At 71.2% G+C, this 14,330-nt stretch carries 13 protein-coding genes; 9 read left to right on the forward strand and 4 right to left on the reverse strand.

Annotated features, from left to right (window positions below; translation table 11 throughout):
• Nucleotides 1–96 precede the first annotated feature (96 nt).
• Genes Q9G87_RS09890 through boxB form a run of 3 tightly spaced genes read left to right on the forward strand, consistent with a single transcriptional unit; the run spans nt 97 to nt 3,991 of the window.
• On the forward strand, nt 97–954 hold the full coding sequence (locus Q9G87_RS09890; protein ID WP_305915944.1) for a 3-hydroxyacyl-CoA dehydrogenase family protein: 858 nt from the start codon (nt 97–99) through the stop codon (nt 952–954).
• On the forward strand, nt 951–2,489 hold the full coding sequence (gene paaZ, locus Q9G87_RS09895) for a phenylacetic acid degradation bifunctional protein PaaZ (RefSeq protein ID WP_305915945.1): 1,539 nt from the start codon (nt 951–953) through the stop codon (nt 2,487–2,489). The genes Q9G87_RS09890 and paaZ overlap by 4 nt, the downstream gene beginning before the upstream one ends.
• Before the next feature lie 23 nt (nt 2,490–2,512).
• A complete protein-coding gene (gene boxB, locus Q9G87_RS09900; protein WP_305915946.1) occupies nt 2,513–3,991 on the forward strand; it encodes a benzoyl-CoA 2,3-epoxidase subunit BoxB in 1,479 nt (492 codons plus the stop codon).
• 6 nt (nt 3,992–3,997) lie between these two features.
• On the opposite strand, the gene Q9G87_RS09905 is transcribed toward boxB, so the two are convergent.
• Nucleotides 3,998–4,903, reverse strand: coding sequence for a PaaX family transcriptional regulator (locus Q9G87_RS09905; RefSeq protein ID WP_305915947.1), 906 nt, complete (start codon nt 4,901–4,903; stop codon nt 3,998–4,000).
• A gap of 160 nt (nt 4,904–5,063) precedes the next feature.
• Between Q9G87_RS09905 and boxC the strand changes: the two genes are divergently transcribed.
• From boxC to Q9G87_RS09935, 6 genes are read left to right on the forward strand one after another with little or no spacing between them, the layout of a single operon-like run.
• Nucleotides 5,064–6,710 (forward strand): 2,3-epoxybenzoyl-CoA dihydrolase, encoded by a 1,647-nt coding sequence (gene boxC, locus Q9G87_RS09910; protein ID WP_305915948.1) that lies wholly within the window; start codon nt 5,064–5,066, stop codon nt 6,708–6,710.
• A 2-nt stretch (nt 6,711–6,712) separates the two neighbouring features.
• Nucleotides 6,713–8,254, forward strand: coding sequence for a benzoate-CoA ligase family protein (locus Q9G87_RS09915; protein WP_305915949.1), 1,542 nt, complete (start codon nt 6,713–6,715; stop codon nt 8,252–8,254).
• Nucleotides 8,251–9,228 carry an NAD(P)/FAD-dependent oxidoreductase gene (locus tag Q9G87_RS09920; RefSeq protein ID WP_305915950.1) on the forward strand — a complete coding sequence of 326 codons (978 nt, stop codon included), beginning with the start codon at nt 8,251–8,253 and terminating at the stop codon, nt 9,226–9,228. The genes Q9G87_RS09915 and Q9G87_RS09920 overlap by 4 nt, the downstream gene beginning before the upstream one ends.
• Before the next feature lie 15 nt (nt 9,229–9,243).
• Nucleotides 9,244–9,576, forward strand: coding sequence for a ferredoxin (gene fdxA, locus Q9G87_RS09925; RefSeq protein ID WP_305915951.1), 333 nt, complete (start codon nt 9,244–9,246; stop codon nt 9,574–9,576).
• 8 nt (nt 9,577–9,584) lie between these two features.
• Nucleotides 9,585–10,421: an amidohydrolase family protein gene (locus Q9G87_RS09930; RefSeq protein WP_305915952.1), complete on the forward strand. Its 837-nt coding sequence runs from the start codon at nt 9,585–9,587 to the stop codon at nt 10,419–10,421.
• 3 nt (nt 10,422–10,424) lie between these two features.
• Nucleotides 10,425–10,952, forward strand: a complete 528-nt coding sequence (locus Q9G87_RS09935; protein WP_305915953.1) for a gamma carbonic anhydrase family protein — start codon at nt 10,425–10,427, stop codon at nt 10,950–10,952.
• 3 nt (nt 10,953–10,955) lie between these two features.
• On the opposite strand, the gene Q9G87_RS09940 is transcribed toward Q9G87_RS09935, so the two are convergent.
• The 3 genes from Q9G87_RS09940 to Q9G87_RS09950 all read right to left on the reverse strand — a co-directional run bounded on the left by Q9G87_RS09940 (nt 10,956) and on the right by Q9G87_RS09950 (nt 14,318).
• Nucleotides 10,956–11,651, reverse strand: coding sequence for an enoyl-CoA hydratase/isomerase family protein (locus tag Q9G87_RS09940; RefSeq protein ID WP_305915954.1), 696 nt, complete (start codon nt 11,649–11,651; stop codon nt 10,956–10,958).
• 107 nt (nt 11,652–11,758) lie between these two features.
• The gene (locus tag Q9G87_RS09945; RefSeq protein ID WP_305915955.1) at nt 11,759–12,757 is read right to left on the reverse strand and encodes a LacI family DNA-binding transcriptional regulator; all 999 of its coding nucleotides are present in this window, start codon (nt 12,755–12,757) and stop codon (nt 11,759–11,761) included.
• 43 nt (nt 12,758–12,800) lie between these two features.
• On the reverse strand, nt 12,801–14,318 hold the full coding sequence (locus Q9G87_RS09950; RefSeq protein WP_305915956.1) for an alpha-N-arabinofuranosidase: 1,518 nt from the start codon (nt 14,316–14,318) through the stop codon (nt 12,801–12,803).
• Nucleotides 14,319–14,330: the final 12 nt, after the last annotated feature.

A 14,330-nucleotide genomic window follows, 5' to 3' on the forward strand; every position in this document is an offset into this window, starting at 1 on the left:
GGTGTGACGCGGCGTTGCGATAACACAATCTGCTACATAAGCCTTTCGCAACGCGATGAAAGTGTGGCAAGTTTGGGGTGTGAGCGGAGGATTGCGATGACCCGTACGTTGCCGGACCGATGCGGCGTGGTGGGCGGCGGGCGCATGGGCGCCGGCATCGCCCACGCCCTTCTGCTGGCCGGTTGTGAGATCACGCTGGTGGAGCGCGACGGGGAGGCCGCGGCCGCCGCCCGCGCCCGGGTGGCCCGCGCCGTCCGGGGCAGCGCCGAGCGTGGCCTGATCAAGGACGCCGACGAGCCGATGACCCGCCTGCACCCGGTCACCGGCGCCGCCGGCCTGGCCGGATGCGGGCTGGTGATCGAGGCGGTGCCCGAGGACCTCGACCTCAAGCTCGTCACCCTCCGCGCCGTCGAGGACGCGGTCGAGCCGGAGGCGATCATCGCCTCCAACACCAGCAGCATCTCGCTCGACACCCTCGCCGAGGCGCTCGCCCGGCCAGGACGTTTCCTCGGGCTGCACTTCTTCAACCCCGTCCCGGCGAGCAAGCTCGTCGAAGTGGTGATCGCCTCCGCCACCGAACCCGCCCTGCGGGAGCGTGCCGCGGCCTGGGTGGGGGAGATCGGCAAGACCGCCGTGGTCGTCCGCGACTCGCCCGGCTTCGCCAGCAGCAGGCTCGGGGTCATCCTCGGCCTGGAGGCGATCCGCATGGTCGAGTCGGGCGTCGCCACGGCCGAGGACATCGACGCCGCGATGACGCTCGGCTACGGCCACCCGACAGGACCCCTGCGCCTGACCGACCTCGTCGGCCTGGACGTGCGGCTGGGCATCGCCCGCTACCTCGAACGCGAGCTGGGCCCCCGCTTCGCCCCGCCGGACCTGCTCGTCCGGCTCGTCGAGCAGGGCCATCTCGGACGCAAGACCGGCAAGGGCTTCTACGACTGGAGTGACGCATGACGTTGCCGAGCTATCTCGAAGGCGGCTGGCGCACCGGCGCAGGCGAAGGGACGCCCGTCGCCGACGCGGTCACCGGCGAGCTCGTCACCCGGGTCACCAGCGACGGGCTCGACCTGGCCGCCGCGGTGACGTACGCGCGCCGCACCGGCCTGACCGCACTCGGCGAGCTGACCTTCCCGCAGCGGGCCGCCGCGCTCAAGGCCGCCGCCCTGGCACTGCAGGAGCGCAAGCAAGAGCTGTACGACCTGTCGGCGCGGGCCGGCGCCACTCGAAGGGACGCCGCGGTCGACGTGGACGGCGGCATCGGCACGGCCCTCGTCTACGCGAGCCTCGCCCGCAAGGGCCTGCCCGACCACACCCTCATCGTCGAGGACGACCTGATCCCGCTCGGCAAGGGCGGCACGTTCGCGGGCCGGCACGTCCTCACCACGCCCCGCGGGATCTCCCTGCAGATCAACGCGTTCAACTTCCCGGTCTGGGGCATGCTGGAGAAGCTCGCCCCCGCGTTGCTCGCCGGGCTGCCGACGATCGTCAAGCCCGCCACCCCGACCGCGTACATCGCCGCGCACGCCGTGCGCATCATCGCCGACACGCTGCCGCCGGGGGCGATCCAGCTCGTCGCTGGAGGCATCCCCGGCCTGCTCGAGCTGCTCGGCGGGCAGGACCACATCGGGTTCACCGGGTCCGCGGCCACGGCCGCCCGGCTGCGGGCCGACCCCGCCGTCACGCGCCGCTCGGCCCGCTTCAACGCCGAGGCCGACTCGCTCAACTGCTCGGTCCTCGGCCCGGACGCTGTGCCCGGGCAGCCGGAGTTCGACTTGTTCGCCGACGCGCTCGTCACCGAGATGACGGTCAAAGCCGGGCAGAAGTGCACCGCCATCCGGCGCGCGTTCGTGCCCGCGCACCTCATCGACCCGGTGTCCGAGGCGGTCGAGGCACGGCTCGCGCGTGTGGTCGTGGGCGCGCCGGGTGCGGCGGGCGTGACGATGGGCGCGCTCGTCGGCCTCGCGCAGCGCGACGACGTCCGCGCCGCCGTCGCCCGCCTCTCCGAGGCCGGCTCCATTGTGTACGGTGACCCGCACAAGGTCGAGGTCGTCGGCGCCGACGCCGAGCGGGGCGCGTTCCTGTCGCCGCTGCTGCTGCGTGCCGACGACGTGGACCGTCCCGAGCCCCATGAGGTGGAGGCGTTCGGCCCCGTGAGCACGCTCATGCCCTACCGCGACACCGCGCAGCTGGCGGAGCTGATCGCCCGGGGCGACGGCTCGCTGGCCGGGTCGGTCGTCTCCCACGACCGTGATTTCGTCCGGCAGGTCGTGCTCGGCGCGGCCGCCTGCCACGGCCGCCTCCTCGTGCTCGACCGCGACAGTGCGGGAGAGTCCACCGGGCACGGCACGCCCATGCCGCAGCTCGTCCACGGCGGACCGGGCCGCGCCGGCGGCGGCGAGGAGGAGGGCGGCCTGCGTGCCGTGCACGCCCACCTGCAGCGCACCGCCCTCCAGGGCGGCCCAGAGATTCTCGACGCGATCGTCAACTGAGACATGCAGACAGGAGAGCAGCGATGAGCACCGACTCCCGCACCGGCGCCGCCCCCGCGCCCGCCGGCCCCCTCAGCCGGGTCGACTACAGCGAGCGCATCCCCAACAACGTCAACCTGGCCGGTGACCGCCGCCTGCAGCGCGCGCTCGAAGGCTGGCAGCCGAAGTTCCTCGACTGGTGGAAGCAGCTCGGCCCGGCCCTGCCGACCAAGGACGTCTACCTGCGCACTGCCGTGGCGGTGGGCCGCGACGGGTGGGCGCACTTCGAGCACGTCCCGATGGATGAGTACCGCTGGGGCATCTTCCTGGCCGAGCGGGACCCCGACCGCAAGATCAACTTCGGCAAGCACAAGGGTGAGCCGGCCTGGCAGGAGGTGCCCGGCGAGCACCGGGCCGACCTGATGCGCCTGATCGTCGTGCAGGGCGACACCGAGCCCGCCTCGGTCGAGCAGCAGCGCATCCTCGGCAACACCGCGCCCAGCATCTATGACCTGCGCAACCTCTTCCAGGTCAACGTGGAGGAGGGCCGGCACCTGTGGGCGATGGTCTACCTCCTGCACGCCTACTTCGGCAGGGAGGGGCGTGAGGAGGCCGAGCAGCTGCTCAAGCGCAACTCGGGCGACCTCGACTCGCCGCGGATCCTCGGCGCCTTCAACGAGGCGACCACGGACTGGCTGCAGTTCTTCATGTTCACGTACTTCACCGACCGGGACGGCAAGTATCAGCTCGGGACGTTGAAGGAGTCGGCGTTCGACCCGCTGGCGCGTACCTGCGAGTTCATGCTGAAGGAGGAGGCCCACCACATGTTCGTGGGCACCACCGGCGTGCAGCGGATTTTGGAGCGCACCGCCGAGCTCATGAAGGAGCACGGCACGGCCGACGTCCTCCCGCACGGCGGCATCCCGCTGGACATCATCCAGAAATACCTCAACTTCCAGTTCTCGGTGTCGATGGACCTGTTCGGCTCCGAGCAGTCCACCAACGCCGGCAACTACTACAGCTCCGGCCTGAAGGGCCGGTGGATGGAGACCCGGCGCAAGGACGACCACGTGCTGCTGGAAGCCACCCGCGAGCTGCGTTACGTCGAGGACGGCCAGATCAAGACGAAGACCGTGCCGATGCTCAGCGCGCTCAACCTCGACCTGCGCGACGAGTACGTCGCCGACTGCGCCAACGGCGTGCGCCGCTGGAACCAGGCGCTGGAGGACGCCGGGCTCAGCGACCGGCTGTACCTGCCGCACGAGGGCTTCAACCGCAAGGTCGGCGTGTACGCAGGACACCACGTGACCCCGCAGGGCGAGGTCATTGAGGAGGCCGCCTGGCAGGCCAGGATCGACGAGTGGCTGCCCACGACGGCCGACCGCGAGGCGGTGGCGGGCCTGATGGTCCCCGAGTACGAGTACGGCAAGTTCGCCGGCTGGATCGCCCCGCCGAAGACCGGCATCAACGACCAGCCGGTCGAGTTCGACTACGTGCACCTGGCCGACGAAGGGCTCCTCTAGAAAGATCTAGGAGCGGGCGGCGGCGCCCTCGTCCATGCGGTCCCACTCGGCCTGGGCCCGCCGGTGCCACCGGTTGTGCAGGTCGTGGAAGACGGCCGCCGCCCGCGGTCCTGGCCAGTCGTGCTCGAGCAGCTCGGCGGGCAGGTCGGGATCGAGGAACGGGAAGCGCCGCCACTCCTGGATGAGCAGCACCTGGTTGACGAACGCATCGCGGTCGGACTCGACGGGGAGGCCCTCGAAGCGTTCGATGAAGGCGAGGTAGCGCTTCTCCACGTCGTCGAGGTCCCACGCGGCGTTGATGAGTGTGGCGGTGTCGCCGATGCCCGCCGACGGACCGGTCCAGGCGTAGGCGCGGTCGGCGAGGTCGAGCTCGCGGATGACCTCCCGGACCGCGGCCTCCTTGGACGCGTCGGGGACGATCCAGAGCGTGGGGGAGGGCGAGCCGAGCCCGAGCCAGGTGAGCTTGGTGCGCAGGCGGTGGCGCAGCTGGCGCTGGGCCTCCGGCACCCCGGCCGTGAGGACCAGCCAGCGGCCGTCCCAGCCGTGCGGCCCCCGCATGAAGCCGTAGATGCGTTCGGTGCCCTCGCGCAGCAGCCGGTCGCCGGCCTCGGTCAGGTTCCAGCGCACCTTGCGGCCGTGCCGCACCGACGTGAGCAGGCCTTCGGCCGCGGTGCGGGACAGAGCCTGACGCGCGGACTTCTCCTCGACGCCGAGGGCGCCGAGCGCGGTGACCAGGGTCCCCGTCCAGACCTCGCCGCTGCGCGGCAGCACGAACTCGCCGAGGACGGTCAGCAGCAGCGAGCGCGCACTGGCGCCGGTCGGGCGGCGCTCGGCCGCCTGGCCGGTCTCCGTGTGCGCTTCGCGCGGGGCCACGTCCGCCCTCCTGTCGTCAGTCTCGCTGGTGAGGCGCATTCTGCCAGGTTAGGCAAGGCTGCGCGTCGTGACGTACCGTTCCCCCAAAATGCTACAAACACTTGACGATACATCTGCGAAACGTCGAACATTGTAGGCGCAAGCCCCCCTGCACCTCCAGGAGCACGCATTGAGTGAAACAACGCATTCGGCTCCGCCGGTGGTTCGCTTCGCGACCTCCCCGGACCGTTACCGTCACTGGAAGCTCGAGGTGGACGGGGCGGTGGCCACCGTCACGCTGCGCGTCGACGAGCACGGCGGCCTGGTCCCCGGCTACGAGCTCAAGATGAACTCCTACGATCTCGGCGTCGACATCGAACTGTACGACCTCGCCCAGCGGCTGCGCTTCGAGCACCCGGAGGTCAAGGCGGTCGTGGTGACCGGCGGCCTGGAGCGCATGTTCTGCGCCGGAGCCAACATCAGGATGCTGGCACAGTCCACGCACGCCTGGAAGGTCAACTTCTGTAAGTTCACCAATGAGACCCGCAACGGCATCGAGGACGCGACCGAGCACTCCGGCCAGACCTGGATCGCCGCGCTCAACGGCACCGCCGCCGGCGGCGGCTACGAGCTCGCGCTCGCCTGCGACCAGATCGTCCTCGTCGACGACGGGTCCTCGGCCGTGTCCCTGCCCGAGGTGCCGCTGCTCGGCGTGCTGCCCGGCACCGGCGGCCTGACCCGCGTCGTGGACAAGCGCCACGTGCGCAAGGACCGCGCCGACCTCTTCGCCACCAAGTCCGAGGGTTTCCGCGGCGGCACGGCCGTGGAGTGGGGCCTGGTGGACGCCTCCGTCCCGCGTAACGCCCTGGACGAGGAGGTCGCCAGGCGCACCGAGGCCGCCGCGGCGACGTCCCAGCGGCCTTCGGAGGCGAAGGGCGTGGCGCTGACGCCGCTCGACCGCAAGGACGAGGGCGACGTGATCACCTACCCGTACCTGTCGGCGCGGATCGACCGGGCCGCCCGCCTCGTCGAGATCACCGTGACCGGCCCCCACGACGCCCCCCCGGCCGACCCCGCGGCCCAGGGCGCCGACTACTGGCCGCTCGCCGTGACGCGGGCGCTGGACGACCTCATCCTGCACCTGCGGACCAATGAGCTGGACCTGGGCATCTGGGTCCTGCGGGCGGCGGGCGACCACGAGCGGGTGCTGGCCTACGACGCCCAGCTGCGCGAGCTGGCCGGCGACTGGTTCGTCAACGAGGTGCGCCACTACTACAAGCGCACGCTCAAGCGCCTCGACGTCACCAGCCGCAGCCTCATCGCCGTCATCGAGCCGGGCACGGCCTTCGCCGGGCTGCTGGCCGAGCTGGCCCTGGCCGCCGACCGGCAGTACATGCTGGAGGGCGTCTACGAGGACCGCGACGACGACGCCGTCCCCGCCACCATCGTGCTCACCCCGGCCAACGACGGCGACTACCCGATGGGCAACGGCCTGTCCCGCCTGCAGTCGCGCTTCTGGGGCCATGAGGAGGACCTGCAGGCCGTGCGCGCCAGGATCGGCGAGCCGCTGGACGCGGCCGCCGCGGTGGAGCTCGGCCTGGTCACGCTGGCCCTGGACGACATCGACTTCGAAGAGGAGCTGCGGATCGTCCTGGAGGAGCGCGCCTCGCTCTCTCCCGACGCGCTGACCGGCATGGAGGCCAACCACCGCTTCGTCGGCCCCGAGACGCTGGAGACGAAGATCTTCGGACGGCTCACCGCCTGGCAGAACTGGATCTTCATCCGGCCGAACGCCTCCGGCCCCGACGGCGCCCTGCGCCGCTACGGCTCCGGCCGCAAGGGCGACTACGACCTCGGGCGGGTCTGACCATGACCGAGTTCAACGCGGGAACCTGGCTCGTCCACCGCCACGTCCAGGAGGGCCACGGCGGCCGGGTGGCCGTGCGCGGCGCCGCCACCCTCACCTACGCCGAGCTGTCGGAGGTCGTCGGGACCGTCACCGCCGGGCTGCGCTCTCTCGGCCTGCGGCGCGACGACCGCGTCGTGTTCGTCACCAACGACGACGTGCCGTTGTTCGCCGGGATCCTCGCCGCCTTCTGCGGCGGGTTCGTGGCCGTGCCCGTCTCCACCATGCTGGGGGCCAAGGAGCTCGGCACGATCATCGCCGACTCCGGCGCCGCCGTGGTCGTGGCGAGCGCCGACTACGCTCCCCAGGTCCAGGAGGCCCTCACCCTGGCGCCCGAAGTGCGCCACCTGGTGTGGGACGGCGACGCGCCGCCGGGCGACACGTCCATGACGTGGGCCGAGCTGCTCAAGGGGGGCGACGGCCAGTCGCGCGAGCCCGCCGTGACCCAGGAGGACTCCTGGGCCCTGTGGCTCTACACCTCCGGCACCACCGGCGTGCCCAAGGGCGCCATGCACCGCCACGCCAACATCCGCCACGTCTGCCGGACCTACGGCGACCAGGTGCTCGGCATCGGCCCCGGCGACGTCTGCTTCTCCATCGCCAAACTCTTCTTCGCCTACGGCATCGGCAACTCGATGTTCTTCCCGCTCTCGGCCGGGGCCTCGACAGTGCTGGAGCCGCGCCGCCCCAACCCCGCCGTGACGGCCTCGCGCATGGCCGCGGACCGGCCAACGTTGTTCTTCGCCGTCCCCACCTTCTACGCCGCGCTGCTGGCCGCCGACCTGCCCGAGGACACCTTCACGTCGGTACGCCTGGCCGCCTCGGCAGGGGAGGCGCTGCCCGCGCCGCTGCAGGAGCGGTTCACCGGGCGCTTCGGTGTCGAGGTCATCGACGGCATCGGCTCCACCGAGGCGCTGCACATCTTCCTGTCGAACCGGCCGGGTGAGGTGCGCCCCGGCACGACCGGCGTGCCGGTGCCCGGCTACGACATCGAGCTGCGCGACGCCGAAGGCGCGCAGGTGCCCGACGGCGTGCCGGGGGCGCTGTACGTACGCGGGGAGTCCATCGCCCTGGGCTACTGGCGGCGCACCGACGCAAGCCGCACCGTGTTCGCGGGCGAGTGGCTCAACACCGGCGACACGTACGTGCGATCCCCGGACGGCTACTACACCTGCCTGGGCCGCAGCAACGACCTGCTCAAGGCGGGCGGCATCTGGGTCTCGCCGACCGAGGTCGAGAGCCGCCTGCTCGAGCACCCGCAGGTCGCGGAGGCGGCCGTGGTGGGCGTGGCGGACGAGAACGGGCTCGACAAGCCGGTGGCGTGCGTCGTCACCAGGGGAGGGGTCACCGCCGAGGAGCTCGTCCAGTGGTGCCGTGACGGGCTGGCCTCGTTCAAGCGCCCCCGGCACGTGGTCTTCCTCGATCAGCTGCCCAAGACGGCGACCGGCAAGATCCAGCGATTCAAGGTCCGTGAGCTCCTCGTCCAGCGGGAGGTACGTGGATGAGCGTGCTCGACGTTGACGTGCTGATCGTCGGGGCGGGTCCGGTCGGCCTGTTCGGCGCCTACTACGCCGGGGTGCGCGGGTTGCGCACCGCGGTCGTCGACTCGCTCAGCCAGGTCGGCGGCCAGGTCAGCGCCATGTACCCGGAGAAGGAGATCTACGACATCGCCGGGTTCCCCGCCGTCTCCGGCCGCCGCCTCATCGCCAATCTGGTGGAGCAGGCGGCGCCGTACCGGCCCGCGTACGTGCTCGGTGAGGAGGCCCAGCGGCTCGAACACGCGCCCGGCGGTGTGCTGGTGGTGAAGACCAGCGGCGGGACCGAGATCACCGCCCGGGCGGTCGTCGTGACCGGCGGCATCGGCACCTTCACGCCCCGCCCGCTCCCGGCCGGCGAAGAGTTCCTCGGCAGGGGCCTTGAGTATTTCGTGCCCGACGCCGTGGGCTACGCGGGCAAGGACGTGGTCGTCGTCGGCGGCGGCGACAGCGCGGTGGACTGGGCGCTCATGCTCCACCCCATCGCGAGCAGCGTCACGCTCGTGCACCGCCGTGCCGCCTTCCGCGCCCACCACGGCTCGGTCGAGCAGCTCAAGGCCGCGCCCGTGGAGATCGTCACCAACGCCCAGGTCACCGCCGCCCACGGCGGCGACCAGCTGGAACGCGTCGAGCTGAGCACGGGGGAGACCCTCCCGTGCGAGCGGCTCGTCGCGGCCCTCGGCTTCACCGCCAACCTGGGGCCGCTGCGCGAGTGGGGGCTCGACCTGCACGACAACCGCCACCTGGTCGTCGACTCGGCGATGCGCACCAACGTGCCCGGCATCTTCGCCGCCGGCGACATCGCCGACTACGACGGCAAGGTGCGGCTGATCGCGGTCGGGTTCGGCGAGGTGGCGACGGCCGTCAACAACGCAGCGGTGCACATCGACCCCGCCGCCCAGCTCTTCCCGGGGCACTCGACCGACAACCCCGCCCCGGTCTAGTTCAGGAGTTCTCACATGCCGTACGTCATCGCCGCACCCTGCATCGACGTCATGGACAAGTCGTGCGTCGAGGAGTGCCCGGTCGACTGCATCTACGAGGGGGATCGCAAGCTCTACATCAACCCCAAGGAGTGCATCGACTGCGGCGCGTGCGAGCCCGTGTGCCCCGTCGAGGCGATCAGCCAGGACCGCCGGGTCGACCCCGAGCACGCCGGCTTCGTCGAGGACAACCGCCTCTTCTTCATCGAGGTGCTGCCGGGACGCGAGGCGCCGATCGGCACGCCCGGAGGGTCGAACAAGACGGGCCGCATCGGCGTGGACACTCCCATGGTGGCGGACCGGTCATGATCGATGGCATGCGACTCATCGACGCGCACGTGCACATCCCCGTGCTGGACACCCTCAAGCCGGCCTGGCTGGAGTGGGCCCGCGACTTCGGCGAGCGCGGCCTCATGGAGGACGCCTGGGACTCCGGCGGCAGGCCGCGCCCGGCCCGCCTGGATGAGATCTTCGCCGCTCAGGGCGTGGACGTGGCGTTGTTGTTCTGCGAATACAGCCCCAAGGCGACCGGCCTGCAGTCCTTCGAGGACCTGCTGCCGATCGTCGAGCACAACCCGGCCAGATTCCGCCCGGTCGCCAACGTCAACCCCCACCTGCACTTCCCGATCGCCGAGGAGGTGCGGCGGCAGCTCGACCTCGGGGCCGCCGCGCTGAAGCTGCATCCGGTGCACGGCGGGTTCCGCTGCGACGACGCGGCCCTCTACCCGGCCTACCAGGTGCTCGAGGAGCGGGGCGTCCCGCTCGTCGTGCACTGCGGCACCAGCTCCTTCCCCGGCTCGATGAACGAGAACGCCGACCCGCGCTTCCTCATCCCCGTCGTGCGCGACTTCCCCGGACTCAACGTCGTGCTCGCGCACGGCGGGCGCGGTTGGTGGTACGACGCCGCGGCCTTCCTGGCGTTGTCGAACGACACCGTGTGGCTGGAGCTGTCCGGCCTGCCGCCCAAGCGGCTGCCCGAGTACTACGCGCGGTACGACCTCACCCGCCTGGCGCGCAAGTGCATCTTCGGCACCGACTGGCCCGGCGTGCCCGGCATCGCCGCCAACGCGCGTGCAGTCGCCGGGCTGCTGCCGGCCGACGTGGCCGCGGCCGTGCTCGCGGGCAACGCGATGCGCGTGTACGCGGGGGTGTGACCGGTGCCCGTTTACGCTCTCGGCGACCAGGTGCCCCGCATTCATCCGGACGCGTACGTCCACCCCGACGCCGTCGTCATCGGCAGCGTCACCATCGGCGCGGAGTCGTCGGTGTGGCCGGCCGCCGTGCTGCGGGGCGACTTCGGCCGCATCGAGATCGGCGAGCGGACCTCCGTCCAGGACGGCACCGTCGTGCACACCACCGAGCAGTGGCCCACCGTGATCGGCAGCGACTGCGTGGTCGGGCACAACGCCCATCTCGAGGGATGCACGGTCGAGGACCGCTGCCTCATCGGCTCGGGGGCAGTCGTGCTGAACCGCGCCCTGGTCCGCACCGGGTCGGTGGTCGGCGCGCAGGCGCTCGTACCGGAAGGGCTGGAGGTCCCGGCCGGCCACCTGGCGCTCGGCGTGCCGGCCCGCCCCAGGCCCATGGACGGCACCGCGCAGAGCGAGTGGATCGACTTCGGCGTGGACGAATACCGCGGCAACGCCAAGCGCTACCGGCACGAACTGCGCAGGCTGGACCTCTGACCGTCAGCGGCGCTTGTCCAGGAACGCCGTCATGCGCGCGTGCTTGTCCTCGGTCTCGAACAACACGGCCTGTGCCACGTCGTCGAAGCGCGGATGCGCGCCAGGAGGCGCGGCCAGGGCGAGCTTGGTCAGGCGCAGCGCGAGCGGCGCGTTCTTGGCGATGCGGGCGGCCAGCCGGTCCGCCGCGGCCGCCAGCTCCTCCTCGGGGACCAGCTCGTTGACCAGCCTGACGGCCAGCGCCTCCTCGGCGGACACCACTCTGCCCGCGAGCAGGATCTCCTTGGCGAGCGGCTCGCCGACCAGCTCGCGCAGCCGCCAGCACGCGCCCGCGGCGGCCATGATGCCGAGCCCCGCCTCGGGATTGCCGAACCGGGCCCGCGGGGTCGCGATGCGGAAGTCGCAGGCGTAGGCCAGCTCCGCGCCGCCGCCCAGCGCGGGACCGTCGATGGCGGCGATCGTGGGCATCGGCAGCCGGGCGATGCGGTCGAACAGGCCGCTGTTGATGCCGGCCAGGGCGTCCTCGCGGCGGCGCTCGCGCAGCTCCCGGATGTCGGCGCCCGCGGCGAACACGCCGTCCGACCCGGTGATCACCAGGATCCGGGGGTTGCGCTCCAGCTCGGCGCACACCTCGTGCAGATCGGCCACCATCGCCGCGTCGATCGCGTTGCGCACGTGCGGGCGGTCCAGCCGGACCAGCACCCGATCCTGACCGTCCTCGATCCTCAGTGTGTCGCTCAGCGGACGCTCCTCTATCCAGAACGTGCTACAGATCCATGATGATACGACACTCTAACGTAGAGCGACGGTCAGGTGGTGGATTCGCGGACCATGAGCTCGAAGGGAGCGGTGTGCTCACGGGCCTCGCGTGCGGGCGCCCCCATGCGGCCGGTCAGCAGCTCGACGGCCTTCGCGGCCATCCACCGGTGATCCGGCGCCACTGTGGACAGCGACGGAACCATGAACTCCGCCTCGGGGATGTCGTCGAAGCCGACGATGCGGACGTCGCCGGGGGCCCGGAGGCCGCGGTCGGCCAGGCCGCGGAGCACTCCCTGCGCGACGGTGTCGGTGACCGCGACCACGCCGTCGACCTCGCGGCCGGAGCAGGCCAGGCGGTGCGCCGCCTCGCGGCCCGCCTCCATCGTCATCCTGCCGACGGTGAAGAGCAGCCCGGGATCGGGCTCGAGCCCGCGCTCGGCGAGGGCGGCGAGGTAGCCCTGGTAGCGGCGGGTCACCACGTTGACCCCCTCCAGGGCGTCGCCGGTGACGATCGCGATCCTGCGGCATCCCCGGTCGATCAGGTGCGTGGTCGCCGCTTTGGTGCCTTCCTCGTTGGGCATGGCGACGTGGTCGAAACGGCCGCCGAAGTCCCGCTCGCCGAGCATGACGATGGGGTAGCCGGCGCCGGCCAGCCGTGGATCTTCCCGCCCGAGCTCGACCGCGCTGAGGATCAGGCCGTCGAAGTGCAGCGTGTGCGAATGGGCGATCGCGTCGATCTCCCCGGCGGCGGCCGCCCCGGTCTGCTCGATCGCGACGTGGAACCCCCGCTGCGCGGCCTCGTCGATCACGTGGGCGGCGAGGTGGCCGAAGTAGGGGCTGTGGATCTCCGGCACGGCCAGGCCGATGATGCCGGTCCGCCCAGACTTGAGCGTCCGGGCGGAGAGGTTGACGCGGTAGCCCGACTGCCGGATGGCCTCCAGCACCCGGCGGCGGACCGGGTCGCTGACCCCGGCGCGGTTGTTGACCACGTTGGAGACCGTCATCTTCGACACACCCGCCAGCCGGGCGACGTCGTTCATGGTCACCATGCCTGTGAGCCTATCGCGGTGCGCTCGGCGGCCCTGGTGACCGTCATCCGAGGCGGGCCTCCACGGTGACGAAGGAGTGGGCGGGCAGGTGCACCCGCAGCCCGGAAGCGGTCGCCGTGACCTGCTCGTGAGGCCGCGGGGCGACGGCGGCCGGCGTCTCGGGCGTGTTGTGGGCCTGCAGCTTCTCCGCGGTGAGGATCCGGGAGTGCGCGCCGGCCACGGCGCCGCCACGCAGGTCCAGCTCGACGTCGACGGCCTCGGCCGCGTCCAGGTTGGACATCGACACGAGCATCCGTCCGTCCTTGCGGCTCGCCGAGATCGAGACCGTCTTCAGCGTTTCCCTGCCGGGCACGCCCGCCGGGAGGTCGACCCGCAGCGAGGCCGCGTCCTGGTGTCCCTTGTTCATCTCGAACACGTGGTACGTGGGCGTGAGCACGAGCGCGCCGGAGTCGGGGTCGGTCAGGATCATGGCCTGGAGCACGTTCACCGTCTGGGCGATGTTGGCCATCACCAGCCGGTCGGCGTGGCGGTGGAAGATGTCGAAGTGCAGGCCGGCCACCAGCGCGTCCCTGAGCGTGTTCTGCTGGTAGAGGAAGCCCGGGTTGGTGCCCGGCTCGACGTTCCACCACGTGCCCCACTCGTCCAGCACCAGGCCGACGTTCTTGTCCGGGTCGTAGCAGTCCATGACGTTCGAGTGGCCGGTGAGGAGCTCGTCGATGCGCGCCGCCTGGACCATCGTGCGGTAGTAGTCGTCGGTGTCGAACACGGTGGCGTCGCCCTTGTCCTGCCACGTGCCCGGAATCGTGTAGTAGTGCAGGGAGAGCGCCTGGTAGAACGGCTGGGGCCGGTAGGCGCAGCCCAGGTCGCCGAGCTGCTTCATGAGCGTCTCGGTCCAGGCGTAGTCGTCGGTGTTCGCGCCGGCGGCGACGCGGTAGAGCTTGTTGTCGCCGTGGTCGCGGCAGTAGGTGCCGTAGCGGCGGGCCTCGTCGGCGTAGTGCTGGGCGGTCATGTGGCCGCCGCAGCCCCAGGTCTCGTTGCCGAGCCCCCAGAAGCGCACCCGCCAGGGCTCCTCGCGGCCGTTGGCCTTGCGCAGGCGCACCATCGGCGAGTCGCCCTCGCGGGTCAGGTACTCGACCCAGTCGCTCATCTCCTTGACCGTGCCCGAGCCGACGTTGCCGCTGATGTACGGCTCGGCGCCGAGCAACTCGCACAGGGCCATGAACTCATGGGTCCCGAAGTGGTTGTTCTCCTCGACGTTGCCCCAGTGGGTGTTCACCATCGCGGGGCGCTGGTCCTTCGGCCCGATGCCGTCCATCCAGTGGTACTCGTCGGCGAAGCAGCCGCCGGGCCAGCGCAGGTTGGGGATGTTCAGGGCACGCAGCGCGTCGACGACGTCCAGGCGGATGCCGCCGGCGTTCGGGAGCTCGCTGTCCTCGCCCACATAGAACCCGCCGTAGATGCAGCGGCCCAGATGCTCGGCGAAATGACCGTAGAGATGCCGGTTGATCACCGGACCCTCGACGTCGACATTGATGATGGCAGGCACGACGACATTGCTCATGAATGAATCCCT

Origin of the sequence: Nonomuraea turcica (genome assembly GCF_030718205.1) — a bacterium.
Taxonomy (GTDB): Bacteria; Actinomycetota; Actinomycetes; order Streptosporangiales; family Streptosporangiaceae; genus Nonomuraea.

What these genes read in the sequence shown, in the direction of transcription:
- Q9G87_RS09945 (WP_305915955.1), bottom strand. Translation starts at nt 12,757, where the DNA reads ATGGTGACCATGAACGACGTCGCCCGGCTGGCGGGTGTGTCGAAGATG.
- Q9G87_RS09915 (WP_305915949.1), top strand. Translation starts at nt 6,713, where the DNA reads ATGACCGAGTTCAACGCGGGAACCTGGCTCGTCCACCGCCACGTCCAG.
- Q9G87_RS09950 (WP_305915956.1), bottom strand. Translation starts at nt 14,318, where the DNA reads ATGAGCAATGTCGTCGTGCCTGCCATCATCAATGTCGACGTCGAGGGT.
- Q9G87_RS09890 (WP_305915944.1), top strand. Translation starts at nt 97, where the DNA reads ATGACCCGTACGTTGCCGGACCGATGCGGCGTGGTGGGCGGCGGGCGC.
- Q9G87_RS09920 (WP_305915950.1), top strand. Translation starts at nt 8,251, where the DNA reads ATGAGCGTGCTCGACGTTGACGTGCTGATCGTCGGGGCGGGTCCGGTC.
- fdxA (WP_305915951.1), top strand. Translation starts at nt 9,244, where the DNA reads ATGCCGTACGTCATCGCCGCACCCTGCATCGACGTCATGGACAAGTCG.
- paaZ (WP_305915945.1), top strand. Translation starts at nt 951, where the DNA reads ATGACGTTGCCGAGCTATCTCGAAGGCGGCTGGCGCACCGGCGCAGGC.
- Q9G87_RS09905 (WP_305915947.1), bottom strand. Translation starts at nt 4,903, where the DNA reads ATGCGCCTCACCAGCGAGACTGACGACAGGAGGGCGGACGTGGCCCCG.
- boxB (WP_305915946.1), top strand. Translation starts at nt 2,513, where the DNA reads ATGAGCACCGACTCCCGCACCGGCGCCGCCCCCGCGCCCGCCGGCCCC.
- Q9G87_RS09930 (WP_305915952.1), top strand. Translation starts at nt 9,585, where the DNA reads ATGCGACTCATCGACGCGCACGTGCACATCCCCGTGCTGGACACCCTC.